Source organism: Kribbella ginsengisoli, assembly GCF_039537185.1.
GTDB lineage: Bacteria > Actinomycetota > Actinomycetes > Propionibacteriales > Kribbellaceae > Kribbella > Kribbella koreensis.
Map to the genome: position 1 here is coordinate 358,167 of NZ_BAABAA010000001.1, position 26,166 is coordinate 384,332.

At 68.1% G+C, this 26,166-nt stretch carries 23 protein-coding genes, 7 tRNA genes and 1 riboswitch; of the genes, 13 read left to right on the forward strand and 17 right to left on the reverse strand.

Annotated features, from left to right (window positions below; all coding sequences use genetic code 11):
* Positions 1–54 precede the first annotated feature (54 nt).
* The 4 genes from zapE to ABD768_RS01510 all read left to right on the forward strand — a co-directional run bounded on the left by zapE (position 55) and on the right by ABD768_RS01510 (position 3,809).
* Positions 55–1,083, forward strand: coding sequence for a cell division protein ZapE (gene zapE / locus ABD768_RS01495; RefSeq protein ID WP_344836444.1), 1,029 nt, complete (start codon positions 55–57; stop codon positions 1,081–1,083).
* A gap of 48 nt (positions 1,084–1,131) precedes the next feature.
* Positions 1,132–1,794 carry a hypothetical protein gene (locus tag ABD768_RS01500; RefSeq protein ID WP_344836447.1) on the forward strand — a complete coding sequence of 221 codons (663 nt, stop codon included), beginning with the start codon at positions 1,132–1,134 and terminating at the stop codon, positions 1,792–1,794.
* A 35-nt stretch (positions 1,795–1,829) separates the two neighbouring features.
* Positions 1,830–2,705, forward strand: a complete 876-nt coding sequence (locus tag ABD768_RS01505) for a PPK2 family polyphosphate kinase (protein ID WP_343972242.1) — start codon at positions 1,830–1,832, stop codon at positions 2,703–2,705.
* A gap of 135 nt (positions 2,706–2,840) precedes the next feature.
* The gene (locus ABD768_RS01510; RefSeq protein WP_344836451.1) at positions 2,841–3,809 is read left to right on the forward strand and encodes a type IV toxin-antitoxin system AbiEi family antitoxin domain-containing protein; all 969 of its coding nucleotides are present in this window, start codon (positions 2,841–2,843) and stop codon (positions 3,807–3,809) included.
* Between the two features lie 325 nt (positions 3,810–4,134).
* On the opposite strand, the gene ABD768_RS01515 is transcribed toward ABD768_RS01510, so the two are convergent.
* From ABD768_RS01515 to ABD768_RS01540, 6 genes are all read right to left on the reverse strand, one after another.
* On the reverse strand, positions 4,135–4,929 hold the full coding sequence (locus ABD768_RS01515) for a sirohydrochlorin chelatase (protein ID WP_343972236.1): 795 nt from the start codon (positions 4,927–4,929) through the stop codon (positions 4,135–4,137).
* A complete protein-coding gene (locus ABD768_RS01520) occupies positions 4,926–6,227 on the reverse strand; it encodes a sulfate adenylyltransferase subunit 1 (RefSeq protein ID WP_343972233.1) in 1,302 nt (433 codons plus the stop codon). The genes ABD768_RS01515 and ABD768_RS01520 overlap by 4 nt, the downstream gene beginning before the upstream one ends.
* A complete protein-coding gene (gene cysD, locus ABD768_RS01525) occupies positions 6,227–7,144 on the reverse strand; it encodes a sulfate adenylyltransferase subunit CysD (RefSeq protein ID WP_343972230.1) in 918 nt (305 codons plus the stop codon). Before cysD ends, ABD768_RS01520 begins: the two co-directional genes overlap by 1 nt.
* 115 nt (positions 7,145–7,259) lie before the next feature.
* Entirely contained in the window at positions 7,260–7,946 is a 687-nt protein-coding gene (locus ABD768_RS01530; protein WP_344836457.1) for a phosphoadenylyl-sulfate reductase, read from the reverse strand.
* Positions 7,943–8,092, reverse strand: a complete 150-nt coding sequence (locus tag ABD768_RS01535; RefSeq protein WP_166665480.1) for a hypothetical protein — start codon at positions 8,090–8,092, stop codon at positions 7,943–7,945. The genes ABD768_RS01530 and ABD768_RS01535 overlap by 4 nt, the downstream gene beginning before the upstream one ends.
* Positions 8,093–8,168: 76 nt before the next feature.
* Positions 8,169–9,872 (reverse strand): nitrite/sulfite reductase, encoded by a 1,704-nt coding sequence (locus ABD768_RS01540; RefSeq protein ID WP_344836461.1) that lies wholly within the window; start codon positions 9,870–9,872, stop codon positions 8,169–8,171.
* Positions 9,873–10,255: 383 nt separating this feature from the next.
* On the opposite strand from ABD768_RS01540, the gene ABD768_RS01545 reads away from it, so the two are divergent.
* The 3 genes from ABD768_RS01545 (at position 10,256) to ABD768_RS01555 (ending at position 13,550) form a co-directional block, all read left to right on the forward strand.
* Complete coding sequence (locus ABD768_RS01545) at positions 10,256–10,678, forward strand: helix-turn-helix domain-containing protein (protein ID WP_343972211.1); 423 nt, start codon at positions 10,256–10,258, stop codon at positions 10,676–10,678.
* Between the two features lie 106 nt (positions 10,679–10,784).
* Positions 10,785–12,635 carry a glycoside hydrolase family 9 protein gene (locus ABD768_RS01550; RefSeq protein ID WP_344836464.1) on the forward strand — a complete coding sequence of 617 codons (1,851 nt, stop codon included), beginning with the start codon at positions 10,785–10,787 and terminating at the stop codon, positions 12,633–12,635.
* Between the two features lie 84 nt (positions 12,636–12,719).
* Positions 12,720–13,550 (forward strand): LLM class flavin-dependent oxidoreductase, encoded by an 831-nt coding sequence (locus ABD768_RS01555; RefSeq protein ID WP_343972206.1) that lies wholly within the window; start codon positions 12,720–12,722, stop codon positions 13,548–13,550.
* Between the two features lie 44 nt (positions 13,551–13,594).
* On the opposite strand, the gene ABD768_RS01560 is transcribed toward ABD768_RS01555, so the two are convergent.
* The 3 genes from ABD768_RS01560 to ABD768_RS01570 form a co-directional block, all read right to left on the reverse strand.
* Positions 13,595–14,068: a GbsR/MarR family transcriptional regulator gene (locus ABD768_RS01560; protein ID WP_343972203.1), complete on the reverse strand. Its 474-nt coding sequence runs from the start codon at positions 14,066–14,068 to the stop codon at positions 13,595–13,597.
* 85 nt (positions 14,069–14,153) lie between these two features.
* A complete protein-coding gene (locus tag ABD768_RS01565; RefSeq protein ID WP_344836469.1) occupies positions 14,154–15,602 on the reverse strand; it encodes a glycine hydroxymethyltransferase in 1,449 nt (482 codons plus the stop codon).
* A 44-nt stretch (positions 15,603–15,646) separates the two neighbouring features.
* Positions 15,647–15,730, reverse strand: a riboswitch (ZMP/ZTP riboswitch).
* A 22-nt stretch (positions 15,731–15,752) separates the two neighbouring features.
* On the reverse strand, positions 15,753–17,378 hold the full coding sequence (locus tag ABD768_RS01570; RefSeq protein WP_344836472.1) for an acyl-CoA dehydrogenase family protein: 1,626 nt from the start codon (positions 17,376–17,378) through the stop codon (positions 15,753–15,755).
* A gap of 18 nt (positions 17,379–17,396) precedes the next feature.
* Here ABD768_RS01570 and ABD768_RS01575 point away from each other — a divergent pair, with 18 nt between their 5' ends.
* The 3 genes from ABD768_RS01575 (at position 17,397) to ABD768_RS01585 (ending at position 20,638) form a co-directional block, all read left to right on the forward strand.
* Positions 17,397–18,638 (forward strand): YihY/virulence factor BrkB family protein, encoded by a 1,242-nt coding sequence (locus tag ABD768_RS01575; protein ID WP_344836475.1) that lies wholly within the window; start codon positions 17,397–17,399, stop codon positions 18,636–18,638.
* A gap of 163 nt (positions 18,639–18,801) precedes the next feature.
* A complete protein-coding gene (gene rsgA / locus ABD768_RS01580) occupies positions 18,802–19,869 on the forward strand; it encodes a ribosome small subunit-dependent GTPase A (RefSeq protein ID WP_343972192.1) in 1,068 nt (355 codons plus the stop codon).
* Positions 19,870–19,894: 25 nt separating this feature from the next.
* Positions 19,895–20,638 (forward strand): SDR family NAD(P)-dependent oxidoreductase, encoded by a 744-nt coding sequence (locus tag ABD768_RS01585; RefSeq protein ID WP_344836479.1) that lies wholly within the window; start codon positions 19,895–19,897, stop codon positions 20,636–20,638.
* A gap of 221 nt (positions 20,639–20,859) precedes the next feature.
* Here ABD768_RS01585 and ABD768_RS01590 read toward each other — a convergent pair.
* The 3 genes from ABD768_RS01590 to ABD768_RS01600 form a co-directional block, all read right to left on the reverse strand.
* Positions 20,860–20,931 (reverse strand) — tRNA-Val (locus ABD768_RS01590).
* A gap of 18 nt (positions 20,932–20,949) precedes the next feature.
* A tRNA-Cys gene (locus tag ABD768_RS01595) sits at positions 20,950–21,020 on the reverse strand.
* Between the two features lie 29 nt (positions 21,021–21,049).
* A tRNA-Gly gene (locus ABD768_RS01600) sits at positions 21,050–21,122 on the reverse strand.
* Between the two features lie 194 nt (positions 21,123–21,316).
* On the opposite strand from ABD768_RS01600, the gene ABD768_RS01605 reads away from it, so the two are divergent.
* Positions 21,317–21,760: a pyridoxamine 5'-phosphate oxidase family protein gene (locus ABD768_RS01605; RefSeq protein WP_343972187.1), complete on the forward strand. Its 444-nt coding sequence runs from the start codon at positions 21,317–21,319 to the stop codon at positions 21,758–21,760.
* Positions 21,761–22,227: 467 nt separating this feature from the next.
* Here the strand turns inward: ABD768_RS01605 and ABD768_RS01610 are convergent.
* The 3 genes from ABD768_RS01610 to ABD768_RS01620 all read right to left on the reverse strand — a co-directional run bounded on the left by ABD768_RS01610 (position 22,228) and on the right by ABD768_RS01620 (position 22,496).
* Positions 22,228–22,299, reverse strand: a tRNA-Val gene (locus ABD768_RS01610).
* Between the two features lie 19 nt (positions 22,300–22,318).
* Positions 22,319–22,389 (reverse strand) — tRNA-Cys (locus ABD768_RS01615).
* Positions 22,390–22,423: 34 nt separating this feature from the next.
* Positions 22,424–22,496 (reverse strand) — tRNA-Gly (locus ABD768_RS01620).
* 181 nt (positions 22,497–22,677) lie between these two features.
* Between ABD768_RS01620 and ABD768_RS01625 the strand changes: the two genes are divergently transcribed.
* Positions 22,678–23,511: an aminotransferase class IV gene (locus ABD768_RS01625; RefSeq protein WP_344836481.1), complete on the forward strand. Its 834-nt coding sequence runs from the start codon at positions 22,678–22,680 to the stop codon at positions 23,509–23,511.
* Positions 23,512–23,591: 80 nt separating this feature from the next.
* On the opposite strand, the gene ABD768_RS01630 is transcribed toward ABD768_RS01625, so the two are convergent.
* On the reverse strand, positions 23,592–24,152 hold the full coding sequence (locus ABD768_RS01630; RefSeq protein WP_343972181.1) for a CGNR zinc finger domain-containing protein: 561 nt from the start codon (positions 24,150–24,152) through the stop codon (positions 23,592–23,594).
* Between the two features lie 121 nt (positions 24,153–24,273).
* Here ABD768_RS01630 and ABD768_RS01635 point away from each other — a divergent pair.
* Positions 24,274–24,345: transfer RNA gene (locus ABD768_RS01635), tRNA-Val, on the forward strand.
* 294 nt (positions 24,346–24,639) lie between these two features.
* On the opposite strand, the gene ABD768_RS01640 is transcribed toward ABD768_RS01635, so the two are convergent.
* Entirely contained in the window at positions 24,640–26,127 is a 1,488-nt protein-coding gene (locus tag ABD768_RS01640) for an ArnT family glycosyltransferase (protein WP_344836484.1), read from the reverse strand.
* Positions 26,128–26,166: the final 39 nt, after the last annotated feature.

A 26,166-nucleotide genomic window follows, 5' to 3' on the forward strand; every position in this document is an offset into this window, starting at 1 on the left:
TTCGAAGCTATGACCTCAAGAGCAGTTGAGGTCAACTCTTTGTAGGGTGAGGGCATGCCGATCCGACTCAGCGAGCGCCGGCCGGAGGTGAGCCCGGACCGGTTGCTGTCCGAGTGCGTGCCGCCGCCACGCTTCGCCGGCGTCCGCTTCGATACCTACCGCCCCAACCCGGATGAGCCGAGCCAGTCGGAGGCGTTGGCGGTACTGCGGCAGCGCGGGCTGGCCTTGGCGGAACCACGCAGGGAGCGCTCTGTGTGGAGCCGACTGCGCGGGGCGAAAGCACTCTCTGCGAGCAAACCCGGGTTCTATCTGGACGGCGGGTTCGGCGTCGGTAAGACCCACTTGCTCGCGTCGCTGTGGCACGAGTCGGCGGGGCCGAAGATGTACTGCACGTTCGTGGAGCTGACGAATCTGGTCGGGGCGCTGGGGATGCGGCCGGCGGTCGAGGCGCTCTCGGCGTACCGGCTGATCTGTATCGACGAGTTCGAGCTGGACGATCCGGGCGACACGGTGCTGATCTCGCGGCTGCTCGGGCAGCTGGTCGAGGCGGGGGTCGAGCTGGCGGCGACGTCGAACACGTTGCCGGACAAGCTGGGTGAGGGGCGGTTCCAGGCGACGGACTTTCTCCGCGAGATTCAGGGGCTGGCGGCGCATTTCGACGTACGGCGGATCGATGGTCCGGACTATCGCCATCGTGGATTGCCGGTTGCGCCTGAGCCCTGGGCGGATGGCCGGGTGGAGGAGACCGCGGCGTCGATCGCGGGTGCTTCGTGCGATCACTTCGTGGATCTCTATCGGCAGTTGGCGGAGTTGCATCCGAGCAAGTACGGCGCGCTGCTCGACGGGGTGACGACGGTCGGTATCACCGACATCCGTGAGTTGACCGACGAGAACGTCGCGCTGCGGCTCGTTGTGCTCGCCGACCGGATGTACGACCGCGACATCCCGCTGGTGGCCGGGGGAGTGCCGCTCGATCGGATGTTCACGCCGGAGATGCTCAAGGGCGGATACCGGAAGAAGTATCTGCGAGCGCTCTCTCGGCTGATCGCGCTGGCGCATGTGGGGATGCCTCCGGCGAGTTGAGTGGTCCTACTCACGCGTCGTGGGCCGGTGCCGTGGTTCGCTGAGGACATGACTACACAAGAGCAGCGATCGCTTCCCTCGCCGGTGGTGGGTGGCCTCGGGCTGCTGGGCCTGGGGATCGTCCTGCTCGGCGTCGGTGGGTTCGTCCGGTTCCACGACAACTCGGGGACGGGAAGCGATCGGTGGATCCTGCCGCTCGGGGTCCTGGCCGCGTTGGTCGCGGCGGGCGGGGTTGGTGTCGCCTTCGTCAGTACCCAGTCGAGGCGGTGGGTCGGGGGCGCGCTGGTGTTGCTCGACGTCGTACTGGTCTGGCAGAGCGCGAGCAACAGTGGCTTCCGGTTCGTCTGGATGGCCGATGAGGGCGAGCTGATCCTGCTGGAGGTCGCGATCGGGCTGATCGCGCTGTTGCTGCTCGCCTTGTCCCTCCAGCTGCCACGCCCAGCTGCCTCGGCCGGTGGTCTGCAGTGGCCGGCGCGGGCGGCCCTGTACCTGTCCGGGGTCGTCGCTGCGGTGATCGTCGGCTTCTTCGTCGGCGTGCGGTTGTACGAAGCGGAGTACTGCGGGCGGCCCGAGGGCTGTGACGCCGACGATCTGACCGGCCTCGGCTGGGGCGTGACCGGGAGCCTGATCGCGTTGGCCGTCGGGGTGGTCGTCATCCTCGTCACCGAGGTGGTCCGGCGGCAGCAGCGGAAGGTCGGTACGCCTGCTTGAGCCGCTCCCGGCCGTTGATGAGGCAGGATGGGCGGATGGCGAAGAAGAAGGCTCCCAAGCCGGATGACGTGGCGGGCGGCAGGCTGCTGGACCAGTTGCGGGTACCGCAGGGTCCGGTCGATCTGAGCGCCTGGGACACGAGGGCGACGACCGGGTTCACCGGCAGCAAGGACGAGGGCAAGCTCGCGCTGGACGCGATCGGGCCCGAGGTCTCCGACTGGCAGGAACGGCTGTTCGCCGAGGGACGGTCAGGCGGCGAGCGCCGGGTACTGCTGGTCCTGCAGGGGATGGACACCTCCGGCAAGGGTGGGGTGATCCGGCACGGCGCGGGGCTGATGGACCCGCAGGGGCTGAAGATCACGTCGTTCAAGGCGCCGACTCCGGCTGAGAAGCGGCGTGGCTTCCTCTGGCGCATCCGCCAGGCGCTGCCCGGCCCCGGCATCATCGGCGTCTTCGATCGGTCGCACTACGAGGACGTGCTGATCGCCCGCGTCCGCAACCTGGTCGCCCCGCCGGTCTGGAACCGCCGCTACGAGCAGATCAACGAGTTCGAGGCCGAGCTGGCCGCGAGCGGGGTCACGGTCGTCAAATGCTTCCTCCACATCTCCGAGGACGAGCAGAAGGTCCGGCTGGCCGAGCGCCTCGACAACCCGACGAAGTACTGGAAGTACAACCCGGGCGACGTCGAGGAACGCAAACTCTGGCCCGCCTACGCCGAGGCCTACCAAGCAGCCCTCGAGAACTGCAACAACCCCGCCACCCCCTGGTACGTAATCCCCAGCGACCGCAAGTGGTACCGCAACTGGGCCGTCACTACCCTCCTCCTGGAAACCCTGAAGGACATCAACCCCGAATGGCCCAAACCCGACTTCGACATCGAAGCCGAGAAGGCTCGCCTGGCTGCGACATGACCGCCCATGCACGCATAACCGGCTGATCGCCCGGCGGCTGAGCGGGAGGTCGGGGCCGACGCCGGGGTTATGCGTGCGTGCGGGACCTGTGGACAACTCGAACCAGTCAGGCCCCGAATCCGCCAGACTCGTCCCATGGCCGACGTCCTGGAGATCCTCCAACGCGCCGGCGGGGCGGTCCGGTACGCCGACCTGGCAGCGCTCACGTCAGGTCGATCGATCCGTCGCGCCCTCGAGCGTGACGAGATCAGTCGCGTCGCCAAAGGGGTCTACGCGCTGCCGAGCGAGGCATCCGACCTGACCGTGGCGATCGCCAACGGCGGCGTACTGTCCCGGCAGAGCGCGGCGATCCACCACGGCTTCGAGGTGGTGACCCGGCCCCTGGTCCCGCACGTGACGATCAGCCGCACTCAGCGTCCGCGCGAGACGGAGCTGGCTTGCGTGCTCCACCGCGCCAGCACCCCACTGACCGCCGGGACCCCACTGACCGCCGGCACCCCACTGACCGCCGCGACCCCACTGACCGCCGGCACCCCATTGGCCGCCGGGAACCCATTGACCGACCACGTCACGTCGCCACTCCAGACGGTGCTCGACTGCGCCAGGCATCTGCCCTTCGGAGAGGCGTTGGCGGTCGCGGACTCGGCCCTGCGGTTGAAGAAGGTCGACCCGGGCGCGCTGGCCGAGGCAGCGGGCGCGTCTCGGGGGCCGGGGCGGACCGGCGTACTGCGGGTGGCCGCGGCGGCAGACAGGCGTTCGGAGTCGGCGCTCGAGTCGATGCTCAGGGCAAGGGTGCTGGCGGCCGGGTTCGCCGGGTTCGTTCCGCAGTACAGGATCAGGGACCGGTCCTTCTACGCACGGGTCGATCTGGCCGATCCGGCGCTGCGGATCGTGCTGGAGGCCGACAGTTTCGCTCATCACGGCACCCGGCAAGCCCTCCGCAAGGACTGCCGCCGATACGTCGAACTGGCGATCCGCGGCTGGACCCTGTTGCGCTACTCCTGGGAAGACGTGATCCTCGACGACTCCTGGGTCGCCACGTCCCTCAACACCCTGACCCGCCGTCCGGCCACGCCCCCATCCACCGCCCACCGCGCCGCCTGACCCTCACCGCCCCGGTCTCCGCCCGTCGCGCCGCTTGAGCCTCACCGTCCCGGTCTTCATCCGTAGCTCCGCGCACGCATAACCGCGGCCGGAGGGCGCGACGCGCCGGGGGAAGCGTTTGCTGGGTGGGGTTGTGCGTGCGTGGATGTGCCGCCTGCCGCCTGCCGCCTGCCGCCTGCCGCCTGCCGCCTGCCGCCTGCCGCCTGCCGCCTGCCGCCTGCCGCCTGCCGCCTGCCGCCTGCCGCCCTCCGACTCGAGGCGCCGTGGGGTGGCGCGCTGAAGCCCCGCCGGGATGGTGGCTCCGGCGGGGCTTTGGGCGTGTGGGTTAGGCGGTGCGGACGAGCTCCGGGCGGAGGAGCGTCGGGCGCGGGGCGGGGGCGAGGGTTAGGAGGTCTAGGCCGGCTACGCCGTAGCGTAGGAGGACTAGGCGGGCTACCTCGGCGCTGACGCCCAGGGGGCGGGAGACGGCGACCGCGCCGGCCTTGCGGGAGGTTTCTTCGGCTCGGTCGGGGAGGACGCCGGGGGCCAGGAAGAAGGAGCCGACTGCTACGTGGCGGCGGCCTTCCAGGCGCCATTGGAGGACTGCTTCGGCTGGGCTCGGGGTGGCTGCGGTGGTGAAGGCAGCGGTGACCGGGAGCTTGTGGCGTTGGCCCCAAAGGCGCGCCAGCCGGGTGACGGCTGCGTTGGCCTGGGCGTCGCTGGAGCCGGCGCAAGCCAGGACGAGGGCGTCGAGTTCCCGCACCCGGCCGTCCTTGAGTTCGGCGCGCATCCGGCGGTCGAGGACGTCGAGCAGGGTGTCGTCGTACCCGAGCACGTCGGAGGCGATGATCCGCAGGTCCGGGAACCGGCTGCGCGCCTCGTCGATGACGGCCGGGATGTCGGTCCGCGCGTGGAACGCGGTCGACAGCAGCAACGGCAGCACCACGACCTCCTCGACGCCCTCGGCGGCGAGTTTCCCGATCACCTGGTACGGCGTCGGCGGGCAGTGGTCGAGGAAGGAGGCTTCGATCCGCAGGTCGTCCCGCATCTCGCGCAGGCAGGCCACGAGCGAGTGGACGGTGGCGGCCGATCGCGGATCGCGGCTGCCGTGGGCGAGGACTACGAGCGCTGGTGCGGTCACAGCAGTTCCCCTTCTTCGTCGTCGATCATTCCGGCCGCCAGCGTCCACCCGTCGTGGGCGTCGATCAGCAGGAACGATCCGGTGATGTTGTTGCTGGAGTACGGGTCAGCGGCCAGCGGTGCGGCGATTTTGAGCTGCACCTTGCCGATGTCGTTGAGTTCGAGCCCGGTGGCGTCGATGACTCCGAGCGTGTCCAGGTCGAGCGCACCGTTGATCTTGGTGACGATCGCCTGGGCAGTGGTGGTGGTGTGCTTGATCAGCAGCCGGGCGCCCACGGTCAGCGGGCGTTCCGACAGCCAGCACAGGGTGGCCGACAGTTCCCGGCGGGTGCCGGGGGAGGAGTCGGCCGCGACGATGACCGATCCGCGGGCGACGTCGAGGTCGTCCGCGAGCCGGACGGTGACGGCTTCACCGGCGACCGCGGACGGCCGCTCGGCGACCGCGGTACCGGTCGCGCTGATGACTGCGCGGTCGATACCGGAGACCGACGTACGCCGGCCTGCCGGCAGCACGATCACCTGGTCGCCGACAGAAACGGTGCCCGAGGCAACGGTCCCGGTGTAGCCACGGTAGTCGCGGTACTCGTCGTCCGTCTGCGGCCGGATCACGTACTGCACCGGGAACCGCAGCGGCCGGGCCGAGATGTCGTCGCGACCGGTCGCGCTCTCCAGGTACTCGAGCAGCGTCGGGCCGTCGTACCAGGTGGTCGAGGCCGACTGCTCCACGACGTTGTCGCCGACGAGCGCCGAGACCGGGATCGCCTGGACGTCGCTGATGTCGAGCTGGTCAGCCAGCTGCGACACATCCTTCGCGATTCCCTTGAAGACAGCCTCGTCGTACCCGACCAGGTCGATCTTGTTGACCGCCAGGACGACGTGCGGCACCCGGAGCAGGCCCGCGACGGCGAGATGCCGCCTGGTCTGCTCCAGTACGCCGTGCCGCGCGTCGACCAGGATGATGACGACATCGGCCGTCGACGCCCCGGTGACCGTGTTCCGGGTGTACTGCACGTGCCCGGGGCAGTCGGCCAGGATGAACGAGCGCTTGTCGGTCGCGAAGTACCGGTAGGCGACGTCGATCGTGATGCCCTGTTCGCGCTCGGCGCGCAGACCGTCGGTGAGCAACGCGAAGTCGAAGTCGCCGCCGCGGGCCTCGGAGACCGTCTGAACGTGCGCGATCTGGTCGGCGAGGATCGCCTTGCAGTCGTGCAGCAGCCGGCCGACCAGCGTGGACTTGCCGTCGTCGACCGAACCCGCCGTGGCGAGCCGGAGCAGTTGCCGCTGGAACGGGGTGCTCATCAGAAGTACCCCTCTCGTTTGCGGTCTTCCATGGCGGCCTCGCTGGCCCTGTCGTCGGCGCGGGTGGCGCCGCGCTCGGTGATCTCGCTGGCCGCGACCTCGATCACGACCTCCGCCGGGGTGGTCGCGGTGGACGCGACCGCTCCGGTGCAGGACATGTCGCCGACGGTCCGGTACCGGACCAGCCGCTTGCCGACCTCTTCACCGGCGCGCGGCTGGGAGTAGGGGCCGACGGCAAGCAACATGCCGTCGCGCTCGAACACGTCCCGCTCGTGCGCGTAGTAGATGCTCGGCAGCGGGATCTCTTCGCGCTCGATGTAGTTCCAGATGTCCAGCTCGGTCCAGTTGGACAGCGGGAACACCCGGACGTGCTCGCCCGGCTTGTGCTTGCCGTTGTAGAGCGACCACAGCTCGGGCCGCTGGTTGCGCGGGTCCCACTGGCCGAACTCGTCGCGCAGGCTGTAGATCCGCTCCTTGGCCCGGGCCCGCTCCTCGTCGCGGCGACCGCCGCCGAAGACCGCGTCGAACCGGTGCCCGTTGATTGCATCGAGCAACGGAATGGTCTGCAGCTGGTTCCGGGTGCCGTCCGAGCGCTCCCGCAGCCGGCCGTCGGCGAGGTAGTCCTCGACCTTCGCAACCTCGAGCCGCAGCCCCAGAGCCGCGACGGTTGCGTCCCGGTACTCCAGTACTTCGGTGAAGTTGTGCCCGGTATCGACGTGCAGCAAGGTGAACGGCACCCCCGCCGGCGCGAACGCCTTCCGCGCCAGGTGCAGCATGACGATCGAGTCCTTGCCGCCGGAGAAGAGAATCACCGGCCGCTCGAACTCGGCCGCCACCTCACGGAAGACGAAAATCGACTCGCTCTCCAGCGCGTCCAGCTCGGTCACGGTGCGTGGAGGCAGTGCTGTCGCGGTCATCGGGCCTCCCGGCCTGGACTGAGGAGTGGAGGGAGCGAAGCGACCGGAGGGACGAGGGAAGGCCGGGAGTTCAGCCCGATGACCCGCCGTGCCGCAGGCGCGGCCAATAGCAGAGTCATGTGTGCAACCCGCATTCGATCTTGCCCTGGCCGGCCCAGCGGCCACTGCGCGGGTCCTCGCCCGGAGCGACCTGCTTGGTGCACGGCTGGCAGCCGATCGACGGGTAGCCGTCGTACTGCAGCAAGTTCACGAGTACGCCGTTGTCGCTGATGTACCCGTCGAGGTCTTCCTGGGTCCACGGCGCGAGCGGGTTGAGCTTGACCATGTCGCGCTTCTCGTCGTACTCGACGACCTGCGTGTTGGCCCGGGTCGGCGCCTCTTCGCGGCGTACGCCGGTCACCCAGGCCTTGTAGCCCGAGAGCACCCGGTTGAGTGGCTCGACCTTGCGCAGCGCGCAGCACTTGTCGGGCTCGCGAGCGAACAGATCCTTCCCATACTCCGCGTCCTGCTCCGCGACGGTCTGCTGCGGCGTCGCGTTGATGAGGTTGATAGGCAGGGTCGCGGCGACAGCGTCCCGGGTGCCGATCGTCTCGGCGAAGTGATAGCCGGTGTCGAGGAACAGGACGTCGACGCCGGGCGCCGCCTCGGCCGCCAGGTGGGGGAGTGCTCCGTCGGCCATCGACGCGGTGACCACCAGCTCGTCACCGAACGTCTCCCGCGCCCACGCCAGCACCTCCAGCGCCGAGGCGTCGGCTAGTCGTTCGTTCGCCTCCTCGGCGAGCGTCTTCAAGTCGGTACTCATTCCACCGTCACCCGCAGTCCGATCATCTTGAGCTGGAACACCCGTGCACAGGGCCGGCACTCCCAGGCGCCGTGCCCTTCCTCAGAAGGACGCAAGTCCTCGTCACCGCAGTACGGGCAGTACAACGGCGCTGCTCGCTCACTCATCGGTGTCCTCGCTTCGCTGCGGTACCGATGAGTGAGCGATGGCTGCTGTGCTGGATTGTGAACTCGCTACGCTCCTTCACTGCAAAGCTCCTTCCTCGGCACGGACGACCCACTGGGCGAAGCGCTCGCCCTCGGACCGCTCTTTCAGGTAGTTCTGGGTGATCCGCTCGACGTAGTCGGCGAGCCCCTCGGAGGTGACCTTGTGGCCGCGAAGTTTGCGGCCGAAGCCGGCGTCCAGCCCGAGCCCGCCACCGAGGTGGACCTGGTAGCCGGGTACTTGCTTGCCCTCGGCATCGAGTACCAGCTGGCCCTTGAGGCCGATGTCGGCGACCTGGATCCGGGCGCAGGAGTTCGGGCAGCCGTTCACGTTCACCGTGATCGGTACGTCGAGATCGGGGATCCGCTCCTCGAGCTCGTCGATCAGCTCGGCGGCCCGGGCCTTGGTCTCGACGATCGCCAGCTTGCAGAACTCGATCCCGGTGCAGGCCATCGTGTTCCGCCGCCAGGCCGACGGCCGGGCCTGGAAGCCGAGGCCGTCCAGCGCGGAGACCAGCGACTCGACCTTCGACTCCTCGACGTCGAGCACGATGAACTTCTGCTGCGCGGTGGTCCGGATCCGGTCCGACCCGTGGGCCGCGACGACGTCGGCGACCTTGGCGAGAGCGCTCCCCGAGACCCGCCCGACGACGGGCGCGACGCCCACGTAGTACCGGCCGTCCTTCTGCTTGTGGACGCCGATGTGGTCGCCCTGGACCGCGGGGATCTCCGGTGCGGGTCCGTCGACGAGCTTGTAGCCGAGGTACTTGTCGCTCTCGAGGATCTCGCGGAACTTGTCCATGCCCCAGTCGGCGACCAGGTACTTCAACCGCGCCCGGGTCCGCAGCCGGCGGTACCCGTAGTCGCGGAAGATCCCGACGACGCCCTTCCAGACCAGGTGTACTTCGTCCAGCGGGACCCACGCCCCGACGCGCTGAGCGAGCATCGGGTTGGTGGACAGGCCGCCGCCGACCCAGAGGTCGAAGCCGGGGCCGTGCTCGGGGTGGACGACGCCGACGAAGCTGATGTCGTTGACCTCCGGCACCACGTCGTGCGACGGGTGACCGGTTATCGCGGTCTTGAACTTGCGTGGCAGGTTGGAGAACTCGCTGCTGCCGATGTACCGCTCGACGATGTCGTCGATGGCCGGCGTCGGATCGATGATCTCGTCCGCGGCGATCCCGGCGACCGGGCTGGAGATGATCACGCGCGGGACGTCACCACAGGCTTCGGTCGTGTAGAGGCCGACGGCTTCCAGCTTCTGCCAGATCGCCGGGATGTCCTCGACCCGGATCCAGTGCAGCTGGATGTTCTGCCGGTCGGTGATGTCGGCGGTGTCGCGGGCGTACGTGCTGGACACCTCGGCGATCACCCGGAGCTGCTCGGCGCTCAGCTGGCCGCCTTCGATCCGGACCCGGAGCATGAAGTACTTGTCGTCCAGCTCTTCCGGCTCCAGGGTGGCCGTCTTGCCGCCGTCGATGCCGGGCTTGCGCTGGGTGTAGAGCCCCCACCAGCGGAACCGGCCGCGCAGGTCGGCCGGGTCGATCGAGTCGAACCCGCGGTGGGCATAGATGTTCTCGATCCGGGCCCGGACGTTCAGGCCGTCGTCGTTCTTCTTGTTCTCTTCGTTCTTGTTCAGGGGCTCGCGATAGCCGAGCGCCCACTGGCCCTCGCCCTTCCCCTTGCGGGGGCGGGGGGCCTTCTTGGCCGGTGTGGCTTGCTGTGGGGAGGAGACGCCAGTCATCCGGAACGGTGTCCTTGTCCTAGAGACAGGTGCGTCCGCGTGAGGCTAGCTCGAAGCGTCGTCGATTCGATCTGGTCTGCGCGGTGCGCACCCAGCAGATGTTTCGAGCGGGGTGGCTGTCAGAGCATCGAAGGACGACAGATGGCGCTGCGCATGCGACCGAGGTCGACGTGAATCCGACCTACGAGATGAGTCGAGCGGGCAGCGAGCATGCTGATAAGACTCAGCGGAATCGGCCGGTAAATCAACTCCCATTCCTGCATCGTGAGATGCGATCTCACGATGTGGCTATGTGTACCAGTCTGCTGCGGATTGTTCCAGGCGTGAAAGGTCATCGGCAAGAATTCTTGTACAACAATTCTTGTGGAAGCTAGGGTGGCTCGATGAGCCCTGCCAACCGCCGGACCGTCGACTCCTCGGTTCCGGCCGCGATCCACCATCCGCTCCGCCACCGACTGCTGGATCTGCTGCGCGCCGACGGGCCCGCGACGGCCAGCCGGCTGGCGGAGGCGACCGGTGAACTGGTCGGTAATGTCAGCCACCACCTCAAGGTCCTGGCGACCGCCGGTGTCATCGCGGAGGTGCCGGAGTTGGCCAAGACGCGGCGCGAGCGGTGGTGGCGGGTGGCGACGGCGGTCGACTACTCCTGGTCCACCGAGAGATGGCTCACATTGACGCCCGAACGGCTCGATGAGCTCAGCGCGAGGATCGAGAACCTGATCCGGGAGTACCACGACGATCCGTCCGAAGGTGCCGACGCCCATGACGTCTTCGTCTTCGCCCATGCCGTCCCCGGCCGACGGTGACCCGGATTTTCCGGGCTTCGGACGGTGTACGCCGCGGCGCGGCTGCGCTAGCGTGTCGGCAATCAATAGGAAGGTTTCCTAACGGTTGTTGGAGGGGAGCTCCGCGATGGGAACGTTGCGCCGCGTCATCTCGATCACTCTGGCTGCCGGGCTGGCGGTGTCACCCGCTGCGGCCGCTGCTCATTCGCCGCTGTACTCGGGGCTGATCCGGGTGAACCAGCTCGGCTATACGGGGGCGGCGGGCGAAGCGGCGTATCTGATGACCGGGCAGGTCGCGGCGGGTGCTCGATTCGAGGTGGTTGACCGGCGTGGGCATCGGGTGCTGACCGGGCGTGCCGGTGCTGACGCCGGGTCGTGGAACTCGGCGTACCAGCATGTTTACAAGCTGGATCTGTCCGGGTTGCGGCGGCCGGGGACGTACCGGGTGAAGGTGGCTGGGGTGCCGACCTCGCCTGCGTTCGAGGTTGGTTCCGACCTCCGGTTGCTGGGCGGGGCGAAGGACAAGGCGGTGACGTTCTTCACCGAGCAGCGGGATGGCGCGAACGTCGTGAAGGGGTCGCTCGGGCGGAAGCCCGCGCACCTCACGGACCGGGCCGCGTCGGTCTACGACACACCGAAGTTCGTCGACCCCGACACCGATCAGACGGTGGGCGAGCTGCGCAGGATCGGCGGGCCGGTGGATGTCGAGGGTGGTTGGTACGACGCCGGAGACTATCTCAAGTTCACCCACATCGCGGCGTACTCGGAATCATTGCTCTGGGCATCGGCCCGGGACAGCCGGTGGCCGGATTCGACCGTCCTGAAGGAAGCCCGGCACGGGCTGGCCTGGCTGGACAAGATGTGGGACGAGAAGACGAAGACGCTCTACATCCAGGTCGGCGCGGGTACCGGGAACGTCGAGGAGACCTTCATCGGCGACCATGACATCTGGCGGCTGCCCGAGGCGGACGACCACGACAACGCGCCCGGCCACCAGTTCATCAAGAACCGCCCGGTCTTCCGCGCGGCCGCACCCGGCAAGCCGCTGAGCCCGAACCTGGCCGGTCGTACCGCCGCGGCGTTTGCCCTTGCTGCACAGGTGGAAGCACGCACCTCGCCTCGTCTTGCACGTCAGCATCTGGCGACCGCCGCGCAGATCTTCGCGATGGCGCAGACGACGAACGTGAAGCAGCTGACCACGTCGCTACCGTTCGCCTTCTATCCGGAGAGCGCCTGGCGGGACGACCTCGAACTCGGTGCTGCCGAGCTTGCTCTGGCTGCACGGAAGCTTCACGATCCCAGGGCACGTGGATGGCTGAAGGCCTCGCAGCACTGGGCGGGGGAGTACCTCAAGCACGAGGCGGGCGGCGACACCCTCAACCTGTACGACGTGAGCGCGCTCGCGCATGCGGACCTGATCCGTGCGGCTCGCTTCGACCGCACGGTTGACGTCGCCGCGTTGAAGAACGATCTCCGCGCCCAGTTGGAGATCGGGGTGAAGCGGGCCGCGAAGGACCCGTTCGGCGCCGGCGCGCAGTACGACAACTTCGACGCCGTTCCGCACGCCTTCGGCCTCGCCGCCACCGCTCGCCTCTACCGGACCGCCACCGGCGACCGCCGCTACGACGCGTTCGGTAACGGTCAGCTCAACTGGAACTTCGGCGCCAACCCGTGGGGCGTCTCCTTCATGGTCGGCATCGGCGAACCCGCCCAACGCTGCCCCCACCACCAGATCGCCAACATCGTCGGCCGCCCCCTGGTCGGCGGCGTCGTCAACGGCCCCAACTCCGCCGACCTCTTCGAAGAAGGCCTGGGCGACAACCTCGACAACATGAGGCCCTGCCCCGCCAACGGCATCGACACCTTCAAGCAGTTCACCGGCCGAGGTTCCCGGTACGTCGACGACGTCCGCTCCTGGCAGGCGTCAGAGCCCGCCGACGACTTCGCCGCGATCGCCGTCTACGCCCTGACTCGGTAGCGCCTGTCGGATTGGCCCGGGGTCGTTCGTGGTGGTGGTAGATCCCGGGTACAAGGCTCGGGCATCGGTGAGAGGACGGCGACGATGACCGGTACCGACACGAGCAGCGGAGTACGACCCTTCCGGTTCGGGGTTGTCGCGCCGATTCTGAACGGACTCCCGGCCTGGCGGGATCAGGTGCGGCGGATCGCGGACAGCGGGTATTCGACGGTTCTGATGCCGGATGTGCAGCAGTGGCAGCCGGCGCCAGGGCCGGCCTTGGCGATCGCGGCGACTCTCGCGCCGGAGCTGCGAGTGGGCACTTGGGTCTACGCCTCGCCTCTTCGTGCCGCCTCCAGCGTGGCATGGGAGTCGCACTCGTTGTCGGTGCTCACCGAGGGGCGCTTCGAGATGGGCATCGGTCCCGGCCGGCCTGGGATGGAAGAGGAACTGCGGCAGTCGGGGCTCCCGGTCGCGACGCCGAGCGGGCGGTTGGCGCAGGTACGGGATGCCATCTCGGCGCTACGCGAGCTTGATGGGCCGGATCTGCACACGCCGGTTGTCGTCGCGGCCCGCGGACCGAAGAGTTGGGCGCTGGCCACCGAGCTTGCCGACACGATCATCTGCGCGGTACCCAGCGAGTCACGAGACGAGGCTGTGCGGATGGCGACGGCTGCACGCGCTACCCGCGACATGGAACTGGCCTTGCACGTAGCGGTGGTCGGTGATGAGAGGTCCGCGTTCATGGCCGGTCCCGACACGGACATCGCCGCACTGCGGGCCAAGGACTCGCTGCTGGTGCTTCCCGCGGATCCGAAGGCGGCTGTCGAGGAGCTCCTGAGGCGGCGGGAAGAGGGCGGCTTCTCGTACATCGTGATCGGCGCCAACGCCGCCGAGGTGCTGGCGCCGGCGGTCGCCGAGCTCACCGGCCGCTGAAGTCTCCGGGCGCTGGAGGAGGCGCTGGGGTCTCCGGGCGCGGATCAGTCTTTGGGGTGGCCGGCCCGCCAGGTTTTGATCAGCTGGGCGAGGTCTGCGCGGATGAAGGCGAAGAACTCGGCGTTGGCCGCGAGGCGTCGGCCGACGACCGAGTCGGCGCCGAAGAGGTCGACGCCGGACAGGACGGAGGACTCCCACTCGCCGAGGGCGTTGTTGCGGCGTTCGAGGACCGCGGCGAAGACGTCGTCGCGGATCCGGTAGTGATCCTTGCGGGAGCCGGGGAGGCGTTCGCGGGTGATGAAAGAGACCTGGATCAGCTGCCGGACGGCGCCGGAGACGGCGGGCTGGCTGATCTTCAGGGATTCGGCCAGCTCGGCGGCGGTCATCGTGCCCTCGGGGCTGACCAGGATCCGGGCCATCACCCGGGCCGACATCGTCGGTACGCCGCTGTTGGTCAGCACGCCGGCGAAGCGCTCGACGAACTGGCTGATCTCGGCGGGTGTGGGTTCCGGTGGCATGACGAAACCCTAGCTCAGTTATTACAAATATCGGATAATTGAAACGGCCCGCTTCCGGCGTACCGGGAGCGGGCCGTCGCGATCCTCAGTTGAGGTCGAGACCCGGGTAGAGCGGGTGCTTGTCGAGCAGTTCGGCGGACGCGGCGCGGACCTTGTCGGCCACACCGTCGGCGAGGACGTACTTCGCCTTGGACGCGGCACCGGCCGACGTGGTGGTCGGGGTGACGCTGGACAGCACGTCCACCATCAGCTCGGCGACCTTGTCGAACTCGTCGGCGCCGAAGCCGCGGGTGGTCAGCGCCGGCGTACCGATCCGGACGCCCGAGGTGTACCAGGCGCCGTTCGGGTCGCGGGGGATCGCGTTGCGGTTCGTCACGATGCCCGCGTCGAGCAGCGCCGACTCGGCCTGCCGGCCGGTGATGCCGTACGACGAGACGTCGAGCAGTACGAGGTGGTTCTCCGTGCCGTCGGTGACCAGCTTGACGCCACGCTTCATCAGGCCCTCGGCCAGCGTGACCGCGTTGTCGGCGACGTTCTGCGCGTAGGTCTGGAACTCGGGGCGACGGGCCTCGGCCAGCGCGACGGCCTTGGCCGCCATCACCTGGCTGAGCGGGCCGCCGAGCACCATCGGGCAACCACGGTCGACGGCATCGGCGTACTCCGGCTGGCACAGCACCATGCCGCCACGCGGGCCGCGGAGCGACTTGTGCGTGGTGGTCGTGGTGACGTGGGCGTGCGGTACCGGGTCGTAGTCGCCGGTGAAGACCTTGCCGGCGACGAGTCCGGCGAAGTGCGCCATGTCGACCATGAAGGTCGCGCCGACCTCGTCGGCGATCTCGCGCATCTTGGCGAAGTTCACCTTGCGCGGGTACGCCGAATAGCCGGCGATCAGGATCAGCGGCTTGAACTCACGGGCGGTCGCGGCGACCTTGTCGTAGTCCAGCAGGCCCGTCTCCGGGTCGGTGCCGTACGAGCTCTGGTGGAACATCTTGCCGGAGATGTTCGGCCGGAAACCGTGCGTCAGGTGGCCGCCCGCGTCGAGCGACATCCCGAGCATCTTCTGGTCGCCGAGGGCCTTGCGCAGCTTGGCCCAGTCCTCGTCGGACAGGTCGTTGACGTGCTTCGCGCTCGCCTCGGCGAGGGCCGGGGCCTCGATCCGGTTGGCCAGGATGGCCCAGAAGGCGACCAGGTTGGCGTCGATGCCCGAGTGCGGCTGGACGTACGCGTGCGGTGCGTTGAACAGCGCCTTGGCGTGGTCCGCGGCGGTCTGCTCGACCGTGTCGACGTTCTGGCAGCCGGCGTAGAAGCGGTGCCCGACGGTGCCCTCGGCGTACTTGTCCGAGAGCCAGTTGCCCATCGTCAGCAGGGTCGCGGGGGAGGCGTAGTTCTCGCTGGCGATCAGCTTCAGCGAGGACCGCTGGTCGGCCAGCTCGGCCTTGATCGCGCCGGCGATGGTGGGCTCCACCGCGCCGATCACCTCGAGCGCGTTGCGGTACGCGGCCGACGCCGTCGCGGCGTCGAAGGGTTGAGTCATCTTCGTCTCTCTCCTGAGGTCGCACAGGGTTTCCTGTGACAAGGTCGTAGCACCCAGGCGCACGGTGCCGACGGTCTTTTCGCTCCCCGGTGGTCGATCCCACCTCAGCGCCAGTCGCGACGCGGTAACCCTAGCGTGTGGGGGCTCCCGCTAGAGGATGCGGTCGATGATCGGACGGTACGCCGTGGTGCGCGGCAGCGTTCCGAAGACGCCACCCCAGTCGCCGGCCAGCCGCGAGCCGACGAAGGCGTCGGCCACCTCAGGCGTGGAGTGCCGCACCAGAAGCGATGCCTGCAGGCAAACGGCCATCCGGGCGGCCAGCCGTCGCGCCCCCGCCTCGGCACCGGCCAGGTCCGCGAGTGACTCCAGTACGTCGGTCACCGCCGCGTCGAGCCGCTGGTCGGCTCCTCGGGCCGCCCCGACCTCGAGCAGCCAGGCCTCGAGCGACTCAGGTCGTCTCAGCGCCCGCAGCACGTCGAGGGCGTTGACCGTGCCCGAGCCTTCCCAGATCGAGTTGAGCGGCGACTCGCGGAACAGCAGCGGGAGACCGCTCTCTTCGACATAGCCGTTGCCGCCGAGACACTCCAGCGCCTCCGCGACGGTGAACGAGGTCCGCTTGCAGACCCAGAACTTGGCCAGCGGCAAGGCGATCCGGCGGAATGCGGCTGCCTGGTCGTCACCGGCCAGCGACGCGTCGACTGCCGCCGCCAAGCGCATCGAGACAGCGGTTGCTGCTTCGCTCTCGATGGCGAGATCGGCGAGAACGTTCTGCATCGCGGGCTTGTTCTTGAGCAGATCGCCGAACGCGCTCCGGTGCGCGGTGTGCCAGGTCGCCTCGACCAGCGCGCGGCGCATCAGCGCGGCCGAGCCGAGCACACAGTCGAGCCGGGTCGCCGCGACCATCTCGATGATCGTCCGGACGCCGGCGCCCTCGTCGCCGAGCCGGTAGCCGACGGTGGAGTGGAACTCGACCTCGCTGGACGCGTTCGACCGGTTGCCGAGTTTGTCCTTCAAACGCTGCAGGGCAAACGCGTTCCGGTTGCCGTCGGCAAGGACCCGGGGGACGACGAAGCAGGTCAGACCGTCGGGCGCCTGGGCCAGGACGAGGAAGACGTCGGCCTGGGGCGCGGAGCAGAACCACTTGTGACCGTTGAGGATGTACTCGCCGTCGGCGCCGGCCGGGGTGGCGGTCGTTTGATTGGCGCGGACGTCGGAGCCGCCCTGCTTCTCGGTCATGCCCATGCCGGCCAGCGCGCCGGTCTTTGCGGCGGGTGGAAGCCGGCGGGGGTCGTATTCGGTGGCCGCCAGGTGGGGGACCCATTGGTCAGCCAGCGTCTTGTCTGCGCGGAGGGCCGGTACGGCGGCGTACGTCATCGAGATCGGGCAGCCGTGGCCGGGCTCGACCTGCGACCAGACGTAGAAGCCGGCCGCGCGGGTGAGGTGTGGCGACGGGCGGTCGCTGGTCCAGGGCGCGGCCTGGAGTCCGAAGCCGACCGCCTTGTTCATCAGCCAGTGCCAGGACGGGTGGAACTCGACCTCGTCGATGCGGTGGCCGTAGCGGTCGTGCGTACGGAGTACCGGGCTGTTCTGATTGGCCGGGAGGGCGTGCGAGAGCGCTTCCTCGGAGCCGGCGAGTTGGCCGATCGCGGTCAGGCCGGGATCGTCGAACAGGTCAGCGTACGGACGCAGAGAGTCACCGAGAGCGGTGTCCCGCGTGAAGAAGTTCACCCCTTGCAGTGGGGGAGCCTGATTCGTTACAGCGTTTGGGTCCGCCATGTCAGTACGGTAAGCGGTATGGCACGCTCTGGGTCCGAGACCTCCGTCTCACTTGCATGGGCCCGACGACTCCCCGGGACCACGTGGCGGTTGCTGACCCAGACGGTCGGCACCTGCCTGCGCTACCGGGTCACGGGTCTGGCCGCGGAGGCGGCGTTCTTCGCGATCCTGTCGCTGCCGCCGCTGATCTTCGGACTGGCCGGCAGCATCGGTTTCATCGCCGGCAAGTACTTCCAGGTCGAGACGATCGACGACATCAAGCTGCAGATCGCCGAGCTGGCCGGCCGGGCGCTGACCGCGGACGCCGTCAACAACGTGATCGTTCCGACCCTGGAGAAGGTGCTCGACGACGGCGGCCGGCCGGACGTGATCTCGGTCGGTTTCGTGCTGGCGCTGTGGTCCGGCAGCCGCGCGCTGAACGTCTTCGTCGACACCATCACGATCATGTACGGGATGGGCGGCCGGCGCGGCATCATCCGCACCCGGGCGCTCTCCTTCAGCCTGTACTGCGGTGCGCTGGTGATCGGCGTGATCGTCCTCCCGCTGGTCCTGGCCGGCCCCGGCGCCGTCGACGCCCTGCTGCCCCAGCGCCTCGACTTCCTGAACCAGCTCTACTGGCCGGTCGTGACGATCCTGTCCGCAGGCTTCTTGAACACCCTGTACCACCTCTCGGTCCCCGTGCGGACCCCGTGGATCTCCGACCTCCCCGGCTCGTTCCTCGCCCTCTCGATCTGGATCCTGGGCAGCTTCGTCCTCCGCTGGATCCTGCAGACCACCGTCGGCGGCACGTCCATCTACGGCCCGCTCGCGGCCCCGATCGCCGTCCTCATGTGGCTCTACATGACAGCCATCGCCGTACTGATCGGCGCCGCACTGAACGCGGTGGTCGACCGCATGTGGCCGCACAAGTCCCGCAAACACGTCACCGCCGAAGCCTCCGAGCCGGTGATGAAGGCCGACTCGAAGGTCCACCACGAAGAAGACACCGCCCCCGACGACGAACGCCCCGAAGTAAAGATGGCCAAGGCGATCGAGGCGCTCGGCGAACCACGAGTGCCCGCCTCCCCAGCTGAAGTCGTCGAACCGGTCGCCAAGGCACCCTCCTCACCGCCCGCAGACCCCGCCCCGCCTGCACCCGCTCCGGCCCCACCCCCCAAGCAGTCGCCCGTCGCGGCGGCGCCGGAGGAACTGGTGGAGGAGCGGAAGCCGGCGACGGTCGGAAAACCCGGTGCGCCTACCGAACCCGACGACCTAGGCTGATTGCGACGTGACAGCAGCGTTCCGTGCGTACGGAGCGCCCAGGACATGGAAGGGAGCTGACGGTGTCATGAACTTGTACCAGGCCCATCGGGCCGTCGTCTCCCACTTCGTCCGTCCGCTGAGCTGAACTCGCGGCCGGGCCTCCCGAAAGGTTCGTCGCACGATGTCAGCACAACTCCTGGCCCTCGGACTAGACCCCGAAACGGCCGACTACCTCGCAACACTCTCCGAGGACTTCGTACCGGGCCGCGTGGTCCGCGTCGACAAGGGCCTGTCCACCGTCCTCACCGAAGACGGCCCCGTCCGCGCCAGCTGGTCAGGCGCGGTTCTAGCGGCTATCGCCACCGACCCACAAGCAACCCCATGTACCGGCGACTGGGTCGCTCTACGCCACTGGCCGGACGACCGCATCACCGTCGAGGCGGTCGCACCCCGGCGTACCGCGATCGTCCGAGCTGAGGTCGGCGGCAGCTCCCGCGGCCAGGTACTCGCGGCCAACATCGACGTAGTCGCCATCGTGGTCGGCCTGCACCCAGAGCCCAACATCGGCCGGATAGAACGCTTCCTCGCCCTCGCTTGGGAAAGTGGTGCCCGCCCAGTCGTAGTACTGACCAAAGCCGACCTAGTAGGCGACGCAGACACAGTCGCCGAGGATGTAGCGACCGCTGCCCCCGGCGCCGACGTACTGGTCTGCAGCGCCACCACAGGAGAGGGCCTAGAGACGGTACGGGCCCTCCTGGACGACAACGCCACCATGGCCCTCCTCGGCACCAGTGGCGCGGGCAAGTCCTCCCTGGTGAACGCCCTGGCCGGCGTGCAACTCCTGGACGTCCAAGCAATCCGCGAAGACGGCAAAGGCCGCCACACGTCCGTACGCCGCGAACTGATCCTCCTGCCCAGCGGTGGAGTCGTCATCGACACCCCCGGGCTGAGGGGGATCGGCTTGCAAGAGGCCGGCGAAGGCCTCTCAGCCGCCTTCCCGGATGTGACCGCCCTGGCCGAGCAATGCCGCTTCAAAGACTGCGTCCACCTGACAGAACCAGGCTGCGCAGTACGAGAAGCCCTGGACGAAGGCACTCTCTCCGTCCGCCGCTACGAAAGCTGGGTAAAGCTCCAGCGCGAAGCCGCCTACATGGCCCGCCGAGCCGACAGCCGCCTCCAGGCCGAGGCCCGCAAAGCCTGGGTCCGCCAAACCAAGGACTACCGCCGAGACATCAAACCGCGTCCTTGATTTTGCGGATGCAAGACTCGGTCCCATGGATCGCTCAGTCTTGGTCACCGGCGCCTCCCGCGGCATCGGCGCCGCCACCGCCCACGCCTTCGCCGCCGAGGGCGACCGGGTCGCCGTCCATTACGGCTCCTCGAGAGACTCCGCCGAAAAGGTCTTGAACGACCTACCGGGGGAGGGCCACGTCCTGGCCCAAGCAGACTTGGCCGACCCAACCGCAATCCAGCAGATGGTCGAGAGTGCAGCAGCCGCCCTAGGCAGCATCGACGTGTTGGTCAACAACGCCGCCATCTACGAACCCCACCCGCTCCGCGAGACGACGTACGAGGAATGGCAAACCGCCTGGCGCAATACCCTCGACGTCAACCTCACCGGCACCGCCAACGTCACCTGGTGCGCAGCCCAACACATGACCCGGGGCGCCAGAATCATCAACGTCTCCTCCAGAGGCGCCTTCCGGGGCGAACCCAACCAGCCGGCCTACGGCGCCAGCAAAGCCGCCCTGGTCTCCTTCACCCAATCCCTAGCCCGCTCGCTAGGCCCAGAAGGCATAGCAGTAACCGCCATAGCCCCCGGCTGGACCACCACAGACATGGCAGCCGAAGCCCTGTCCGGAGACGGCTACGACAGAAGACGCCTAGAGAGCCCCCTAGAACGAGTAGCAGCCCCCTCCGAAGTAGCCGCAGCAATCGTCTACCTGGCATCCCCATTGGCCGAGTTCGCCACCGGCACAGTCCTGGACTTCAACGGCGGTTCCCACCTACGCATGTAGCAAAAACATCACGACCAACGACGGAGCCGACGCAGCGACGGAGCAGCAGGCACTGGTGACAGCAGGCCCTATGAGGTTCGCCCATCCAACTGCGGTAGGCCGGCGCGGAGGGGGGTGTGGGTGGCGAAGCCCCCACCCCGCGGCGAGCGAAGCGAGCCGCACAAATGACGAGAGCGACCTGGTTCGCGCCTTCCGCGAACACAGGCCGCCCATCGATCTCGTGGACGATACTGGGATCGAACCAGTGACCTCTTCCGTGTCAGGGAAGCGCGCTACCGCTGCGCCAATCGTCCAAGCTTCAGGATGTTTCGAGGTGGAGACGGGATTCGAACCCGTGTACACGGCTTTGCAGGCCGTTGCCTCGCCTCTCGGCCACTCCACCACAGAGTCTCAGCCTACTGACCTGTACCGAGCGAACGACCGGGTTCGAACCGGCGACCTCAACCTTGGCAAGGTTGCGCTCTACCAACTGAGCTACGTTCGCATCGAACCGAGCTGTTCGAACTTCTTCGACCTGCTCGGTGCGAGAGCAGAACAGTAGCGCACTTTCCGCACGGGTGGAAATCGGTATTGGGGCAACCACGACACACCTTCCCAGGCGTGAATCTCACCACTCCAGCCCCACCAGTTGCACCCGTTTCCATCGCATGATGAAGCCCCCGACAGAAGGACATCCCGATGCCACACGCCGCCGCCCGCTCCGCGGAAATCCGCAAAGCCGACACCCTCCACCGCCTCGAAACCGACGTGGACGCGTGGGTGGCGACGGCGTCCCCCGACGGTACGCCGTACCTCATGCCCCTCTCGTTCCTCTGGCAAGACGGCGCCCTACTCCTGTCCACCGCCCGCAAGAACCCCACCAGCCTCAACATCCAGGCGACAGGCCTGATCCAGCTCTCACTGGGCGAGACCCGAGACGTAGTCCTGATCTGGGGAACCGCCGAACTGCTCGACACCCTCCCCACGCCCGCCGCAGAAGCCTTCGCCCAAAAAGCCGGCTTCGACCCCCGCCAGTCCAACTACCCGTTCTTCCGGGTAACCCCCACCCGAATCCAGGCCTGGCGAGAAGTCAACGAAATCCCCGACAGAGACCTGATGCTCAACAGCACCTGGCTGATCTGACCCAACCCGGCCCGCCCGCAGAGCGTCGGCACCAAGGACGCCCGGACGCGGCCACCAACGGCGCCCGGCGCAGAGAGCCGCCGCCAATCAGGGGCGGCCACAGGGGAGTCGCCGACCAACGAGGGCGTGCGCAGGGAGTCCCCGACCAACGAGGGCGGCCACAGAGGAGTCGCCTACAAACGAGGCGGGCGCGGGGGAGTCGCCTACAAACGAGGCGGGCGCAGGGGAGTTGCCTACAAACGAGGGGCGGGCGCAGGCAGTTCGCGACCGACGAGGGTGGCCGCAAGGGAGTCGCTCGCCAATAGGGCGGGAGCAAGGGGAGTCGCCGACCAACGAGGGTAGGCCGGGGCGGAGGGGGTGTGGGTGGCGAAGCCCCCACAACGCGGCGAGCGAAGCGAAGCCGCACAAATGACGAGAGCGACCTGCTCCGCCTATTTCTGGCGGACACAGATCGCTCATCGATCTCGTGGACGATACTGGGATCGAACCAGTGACCTCTTCCGTGTCAGGGAAGCGCGCTACCGCTGCGCCAATCGTCCAAGCATCAGGGTTTGATCGAGGTGGAGACGGGATTCGAACCCGTGTACACGGCTTTGCAGGCCGTTGCCTCGCCTCTCGGCCACTCCACCATGAGAGAAAGCAGGCCTTCAGAAACCCTCTCCGAGCGAACGACCGGGTTCGAACCGGCGACCTCAACCTTGGCAAGGTTGCGCTCTACCAACTGAGCTACGTTCGCGTTGCAACCGGGTTTTTCGTTCCCCTCGGTGCGAGAAGAACACTAGCGCACCCTGCGGGTGAGTTCAAAAACGGGGGTCACCTTCCGGCCAACCGCGTGTCATCGACTGGTCACTCGTGGACGTCGTGGCGGGCCCAGGAAGCCTTGCGGCATAGGGTGTCCGGGGTTGGAAGGAGCAGGTATGCACATCTGGCTGAACGGCGCTCTTCAGGACGCCGCTGCCATCAACGGCACGGTTGGCGTCTCGCCGCTCGACCACGGCCTCACCACCGGTGACGGCGTCTTCGAGACCATCAAGATCGTCGACGGACAGCCGTTCGCCGTCACTCGGCACCTGGACCGGCTGGTCGCCTCCGCGACCGGGCTCGGATTGCCGGCGCCCGATCTGGCACTGGTCCGGGACGCGATCGCGACCGTCGTGAAGGCCGACCCGGACATCGCGTTCGGCCGGCTGCGGATCACGTACACCGGCGGGGTCTCGCCGTTGTCGTCCGACCGCGGTACCGACGGCCCGACGCTGATCGTGGCGGCCCAGGCGATCGAGAGGCCGGCGCCGAGTTCGGCGATCGTCACGGTGCCCTGGGTGCGCAATGAGCGCAGCGCCGTCGCCGGGCTGAAGACCACGTCGTACGCCGAGAACGTCCGCGCACTCGCTTACGCCAAGGAGCGCGGCGGCAGCGAGGCGATCTTCGCGAACACCGTCGGCGACCTGTGCGAGGGCACCGGCTCGAACGTCTTCTGCGTCTTCGGCGGTGAGCTCGTCACGCCGACGCTGGAGTCGGGCGCGCTGTCCGGCGTCACCCGCAATCTGGTGCTGGCGTGGTTCGGCGGCGTCGAGCGCGACGTGCCGCTGGCGAAGCTGGCCGAGGCCGATGAGATCTTCCTCACGTCGACCACCCGCGACGTCCAGGCGATCCACCGGGCCGACGACCGCGACCTCGCAGTACCGGGTGAGGTGACGACCGCCGTCGCGAAGGTCTTCGCCGAGCGCTCCGCCGACGACCTCGACCCGTAAGGGCAGGACGGCGTACGTAGTACAGGGCACAAACGACAGCGTCCGGAGCACCAATTGGTACTCCGGACGCTGCGCGTCGGCTACTCGCCGGCTGTCTTGCGGCGCTCGCGATACGCCGCGACGTGCAGCCGGTTGCCGCAGGTGCGGGCGTCGCAGTACCGCTTGGAGCGGTTGCGCGACAGGTCGATCAGCGCGTCGTCGCAATCCGGCGCCTCGCAGCGCCGCAGCCGCTCGCGCTCACCGGCCGAGATCACCTGGGCAAGCGCGATCCCGCACTCGACCGTGATCCGGCAGGTCAGCGACGAACCGTCGCGCGAATAGTGGATGTGCCACGGATGACCGTCGTGGTTGGTCAGCCGGGGCGTCGTCGTACCGCTCGCGACGATCGCGTTGATCATCGCCGCCGCCTCCGCGTCGGACGCCGTCGTGAACACCGGCGCGAACAGCGGCCGCAACTCCCGGATCTCCTGCAGATCGGTCTCGGTCAGGTTGCCCACCGCGCTGAACTCCTGCTCGTGGACGAACTTCTCCAGGTCCTCGAGCGTTGCCATGGTGTCGACCTGGCTACTCGGTCCGGGCATCGTGTTGACCAGCCGGACCAGCGTGCCGAGCGCGTGCTCGGTGTCGTGCGAGAAAGTCACAATCACGTCTCCAACGCGACGGGGTCTCCGTCTTGCAGCAAGAGTAGCCCGGCCCGATTCGTACGTCGCGGACCAATGCGCTATGGTTTCACCCGCAACACAGTACGACGCAAGCAGATCCGGGCGATTGGCGCAGTGGTAGCGCGCTTCGTTCACACCGAAGAGGTCACTGGTTCGAACCCAGTATCGCCCACCCGAGATCAAGCCGGTCAGCCCACAAGGCGACCGGCTTTTCCGTTGGTACGGCAACTCGCCACGCGTGGCCGGACAACTCCCCACGCGCCGGCCGCCGTCCCTCGCCCCCAGCTCTGGCCGCTCCCACCCTCCTTTGCCGCGCCTCCGTCGCGGTGACCACCCCCGGCGCAGCCTGCCTCCGCCCCCAGCCAATCCGACGACCAGCCGACCCGCCGCAGCTCTCGACGCCGCGTCTGCCACGCTGGCGATCCATTCGTTCGGGACGCACCGAGCAGCCAGGCTCGGACGGATCTCAGTAGTAGCGGCGTAGGGCTGGCCAGAGTTGGGACCAAGGGGCTTTGGTGCCGGTGCAGAGGACTAGGGCTGTGCCTTGTTCTTCGTTGTCCGCGTTGACGCCGTTGTCGACGGTGCCTACCTGGTGGCAGTTGGTGAAGTTGGCCTCGTAGGCGGGGGCGCGTTCTTGTTCTACGAGGAGGACCGGACCGTCTTGCATGTCGGAGGGCTGGGACCAGTCGTAGAAGCTCATGTGGCCTGAGTAGGGGCGGGGGAGGCCAACAGCCGGCCCGTACTTCGTGAGCGCGCCGGCTTCGCCGTAGTTGCCGGCGAAGAGGACGGCTCGGGCTCGTTGGTCTTCGGGGATCTGGTGCCAGGCGTTGGCGACCGCGGTGGTCAGTTCGGGCCAGCCGATCTGTTCGCCCTGTTCGGCGTTGACGGGGATGGCGAAGTTGACGGCCGAGGCGGGGAGGACGGGCAGGGTGAACAGTGCTGAGGTCAAGGCTGTCAGGGTCAGCCCGATGGCCAGGGTGGTGCGGCGGGATCGGGTGCGGGCGGCGGTTAGCCAGTTGATGGTGGGTTGGCAGCCAGCGGCGATCAGGACCAGGAGCAGGGGGAGGGCGTAGTACGGCTTGCCGCCTAGGGCCAGGACGATCACGCAGAGGATGGGGTAGGCGAGGGCGATCGGGCGGGCCCAGCGGAGGGTGGGGGTGCGCCAGAGGTTGAGGAAGCCGGCTATCCAGATCGGGACCAGGAACGGGGAGAGCTGGAGGATCTGGAGGGGGACGAACATGATGCGGTTCTCGGTGCCGTCGTCTTCGCTGATGCCGCCGGCGACTGTCAGTTGGGGCCAGTCGTGGGTGGCTTGCCAGATCAGGTTGGGGGTGGCGATGAGGGCGGCTACGGCCAGGCCGGCGGGGAGCCACCAGGTTCGGAGTACGGAGCGGGGGCCTGTGATGAGGACGGCGATCAGGAGGGCGGCTAGCGGAAGTACGACCAAGTACTTGTTCTCCAGGGCGATGCCGGCGGCCAGGCCTAGGGCTATCCACCAGCGGGGGTTGTTGGTGCGGAGGAGCTTGATGGCCAGGAGGGTGATGGTCATCCAGGCGAGTAGGTCGTAGGTCGCCGTCGAGGCGAGGTGGCCTACGCCCATCACGAAGCCGGAGACGGCGGTGCAGATGGCGGCCAGGGTCTGGGCTCGGCGGGTGGCGCTGAACTCGCGGGCGATCAAGGCGACCACTACGACGGTCAGTGCGCTGCTGAGGGTTGAGATCACCCGGATGCCCATCGGGGTCTCGCCGAAGATCGTGGTGGAGATGTGGACCAGCAGCGGGGTGAGGGGCGGCTGGTCGACGTATCCCCAGGCGAGGTGGTCGCCGGCGACGAGGAAGTACAGCTCGTCGCGATGGAATCCGTAGCGCCCCGACAGAGCAGTCAGTACAACGGCCAGCGTCACCGCGACCCCAGCCACCGGCCGCGCCGCGAACCCCACCCCGGGACGATTCATGGCGGCATGCTGTCAGCCCACCGGGTGCACCGGGAAGCT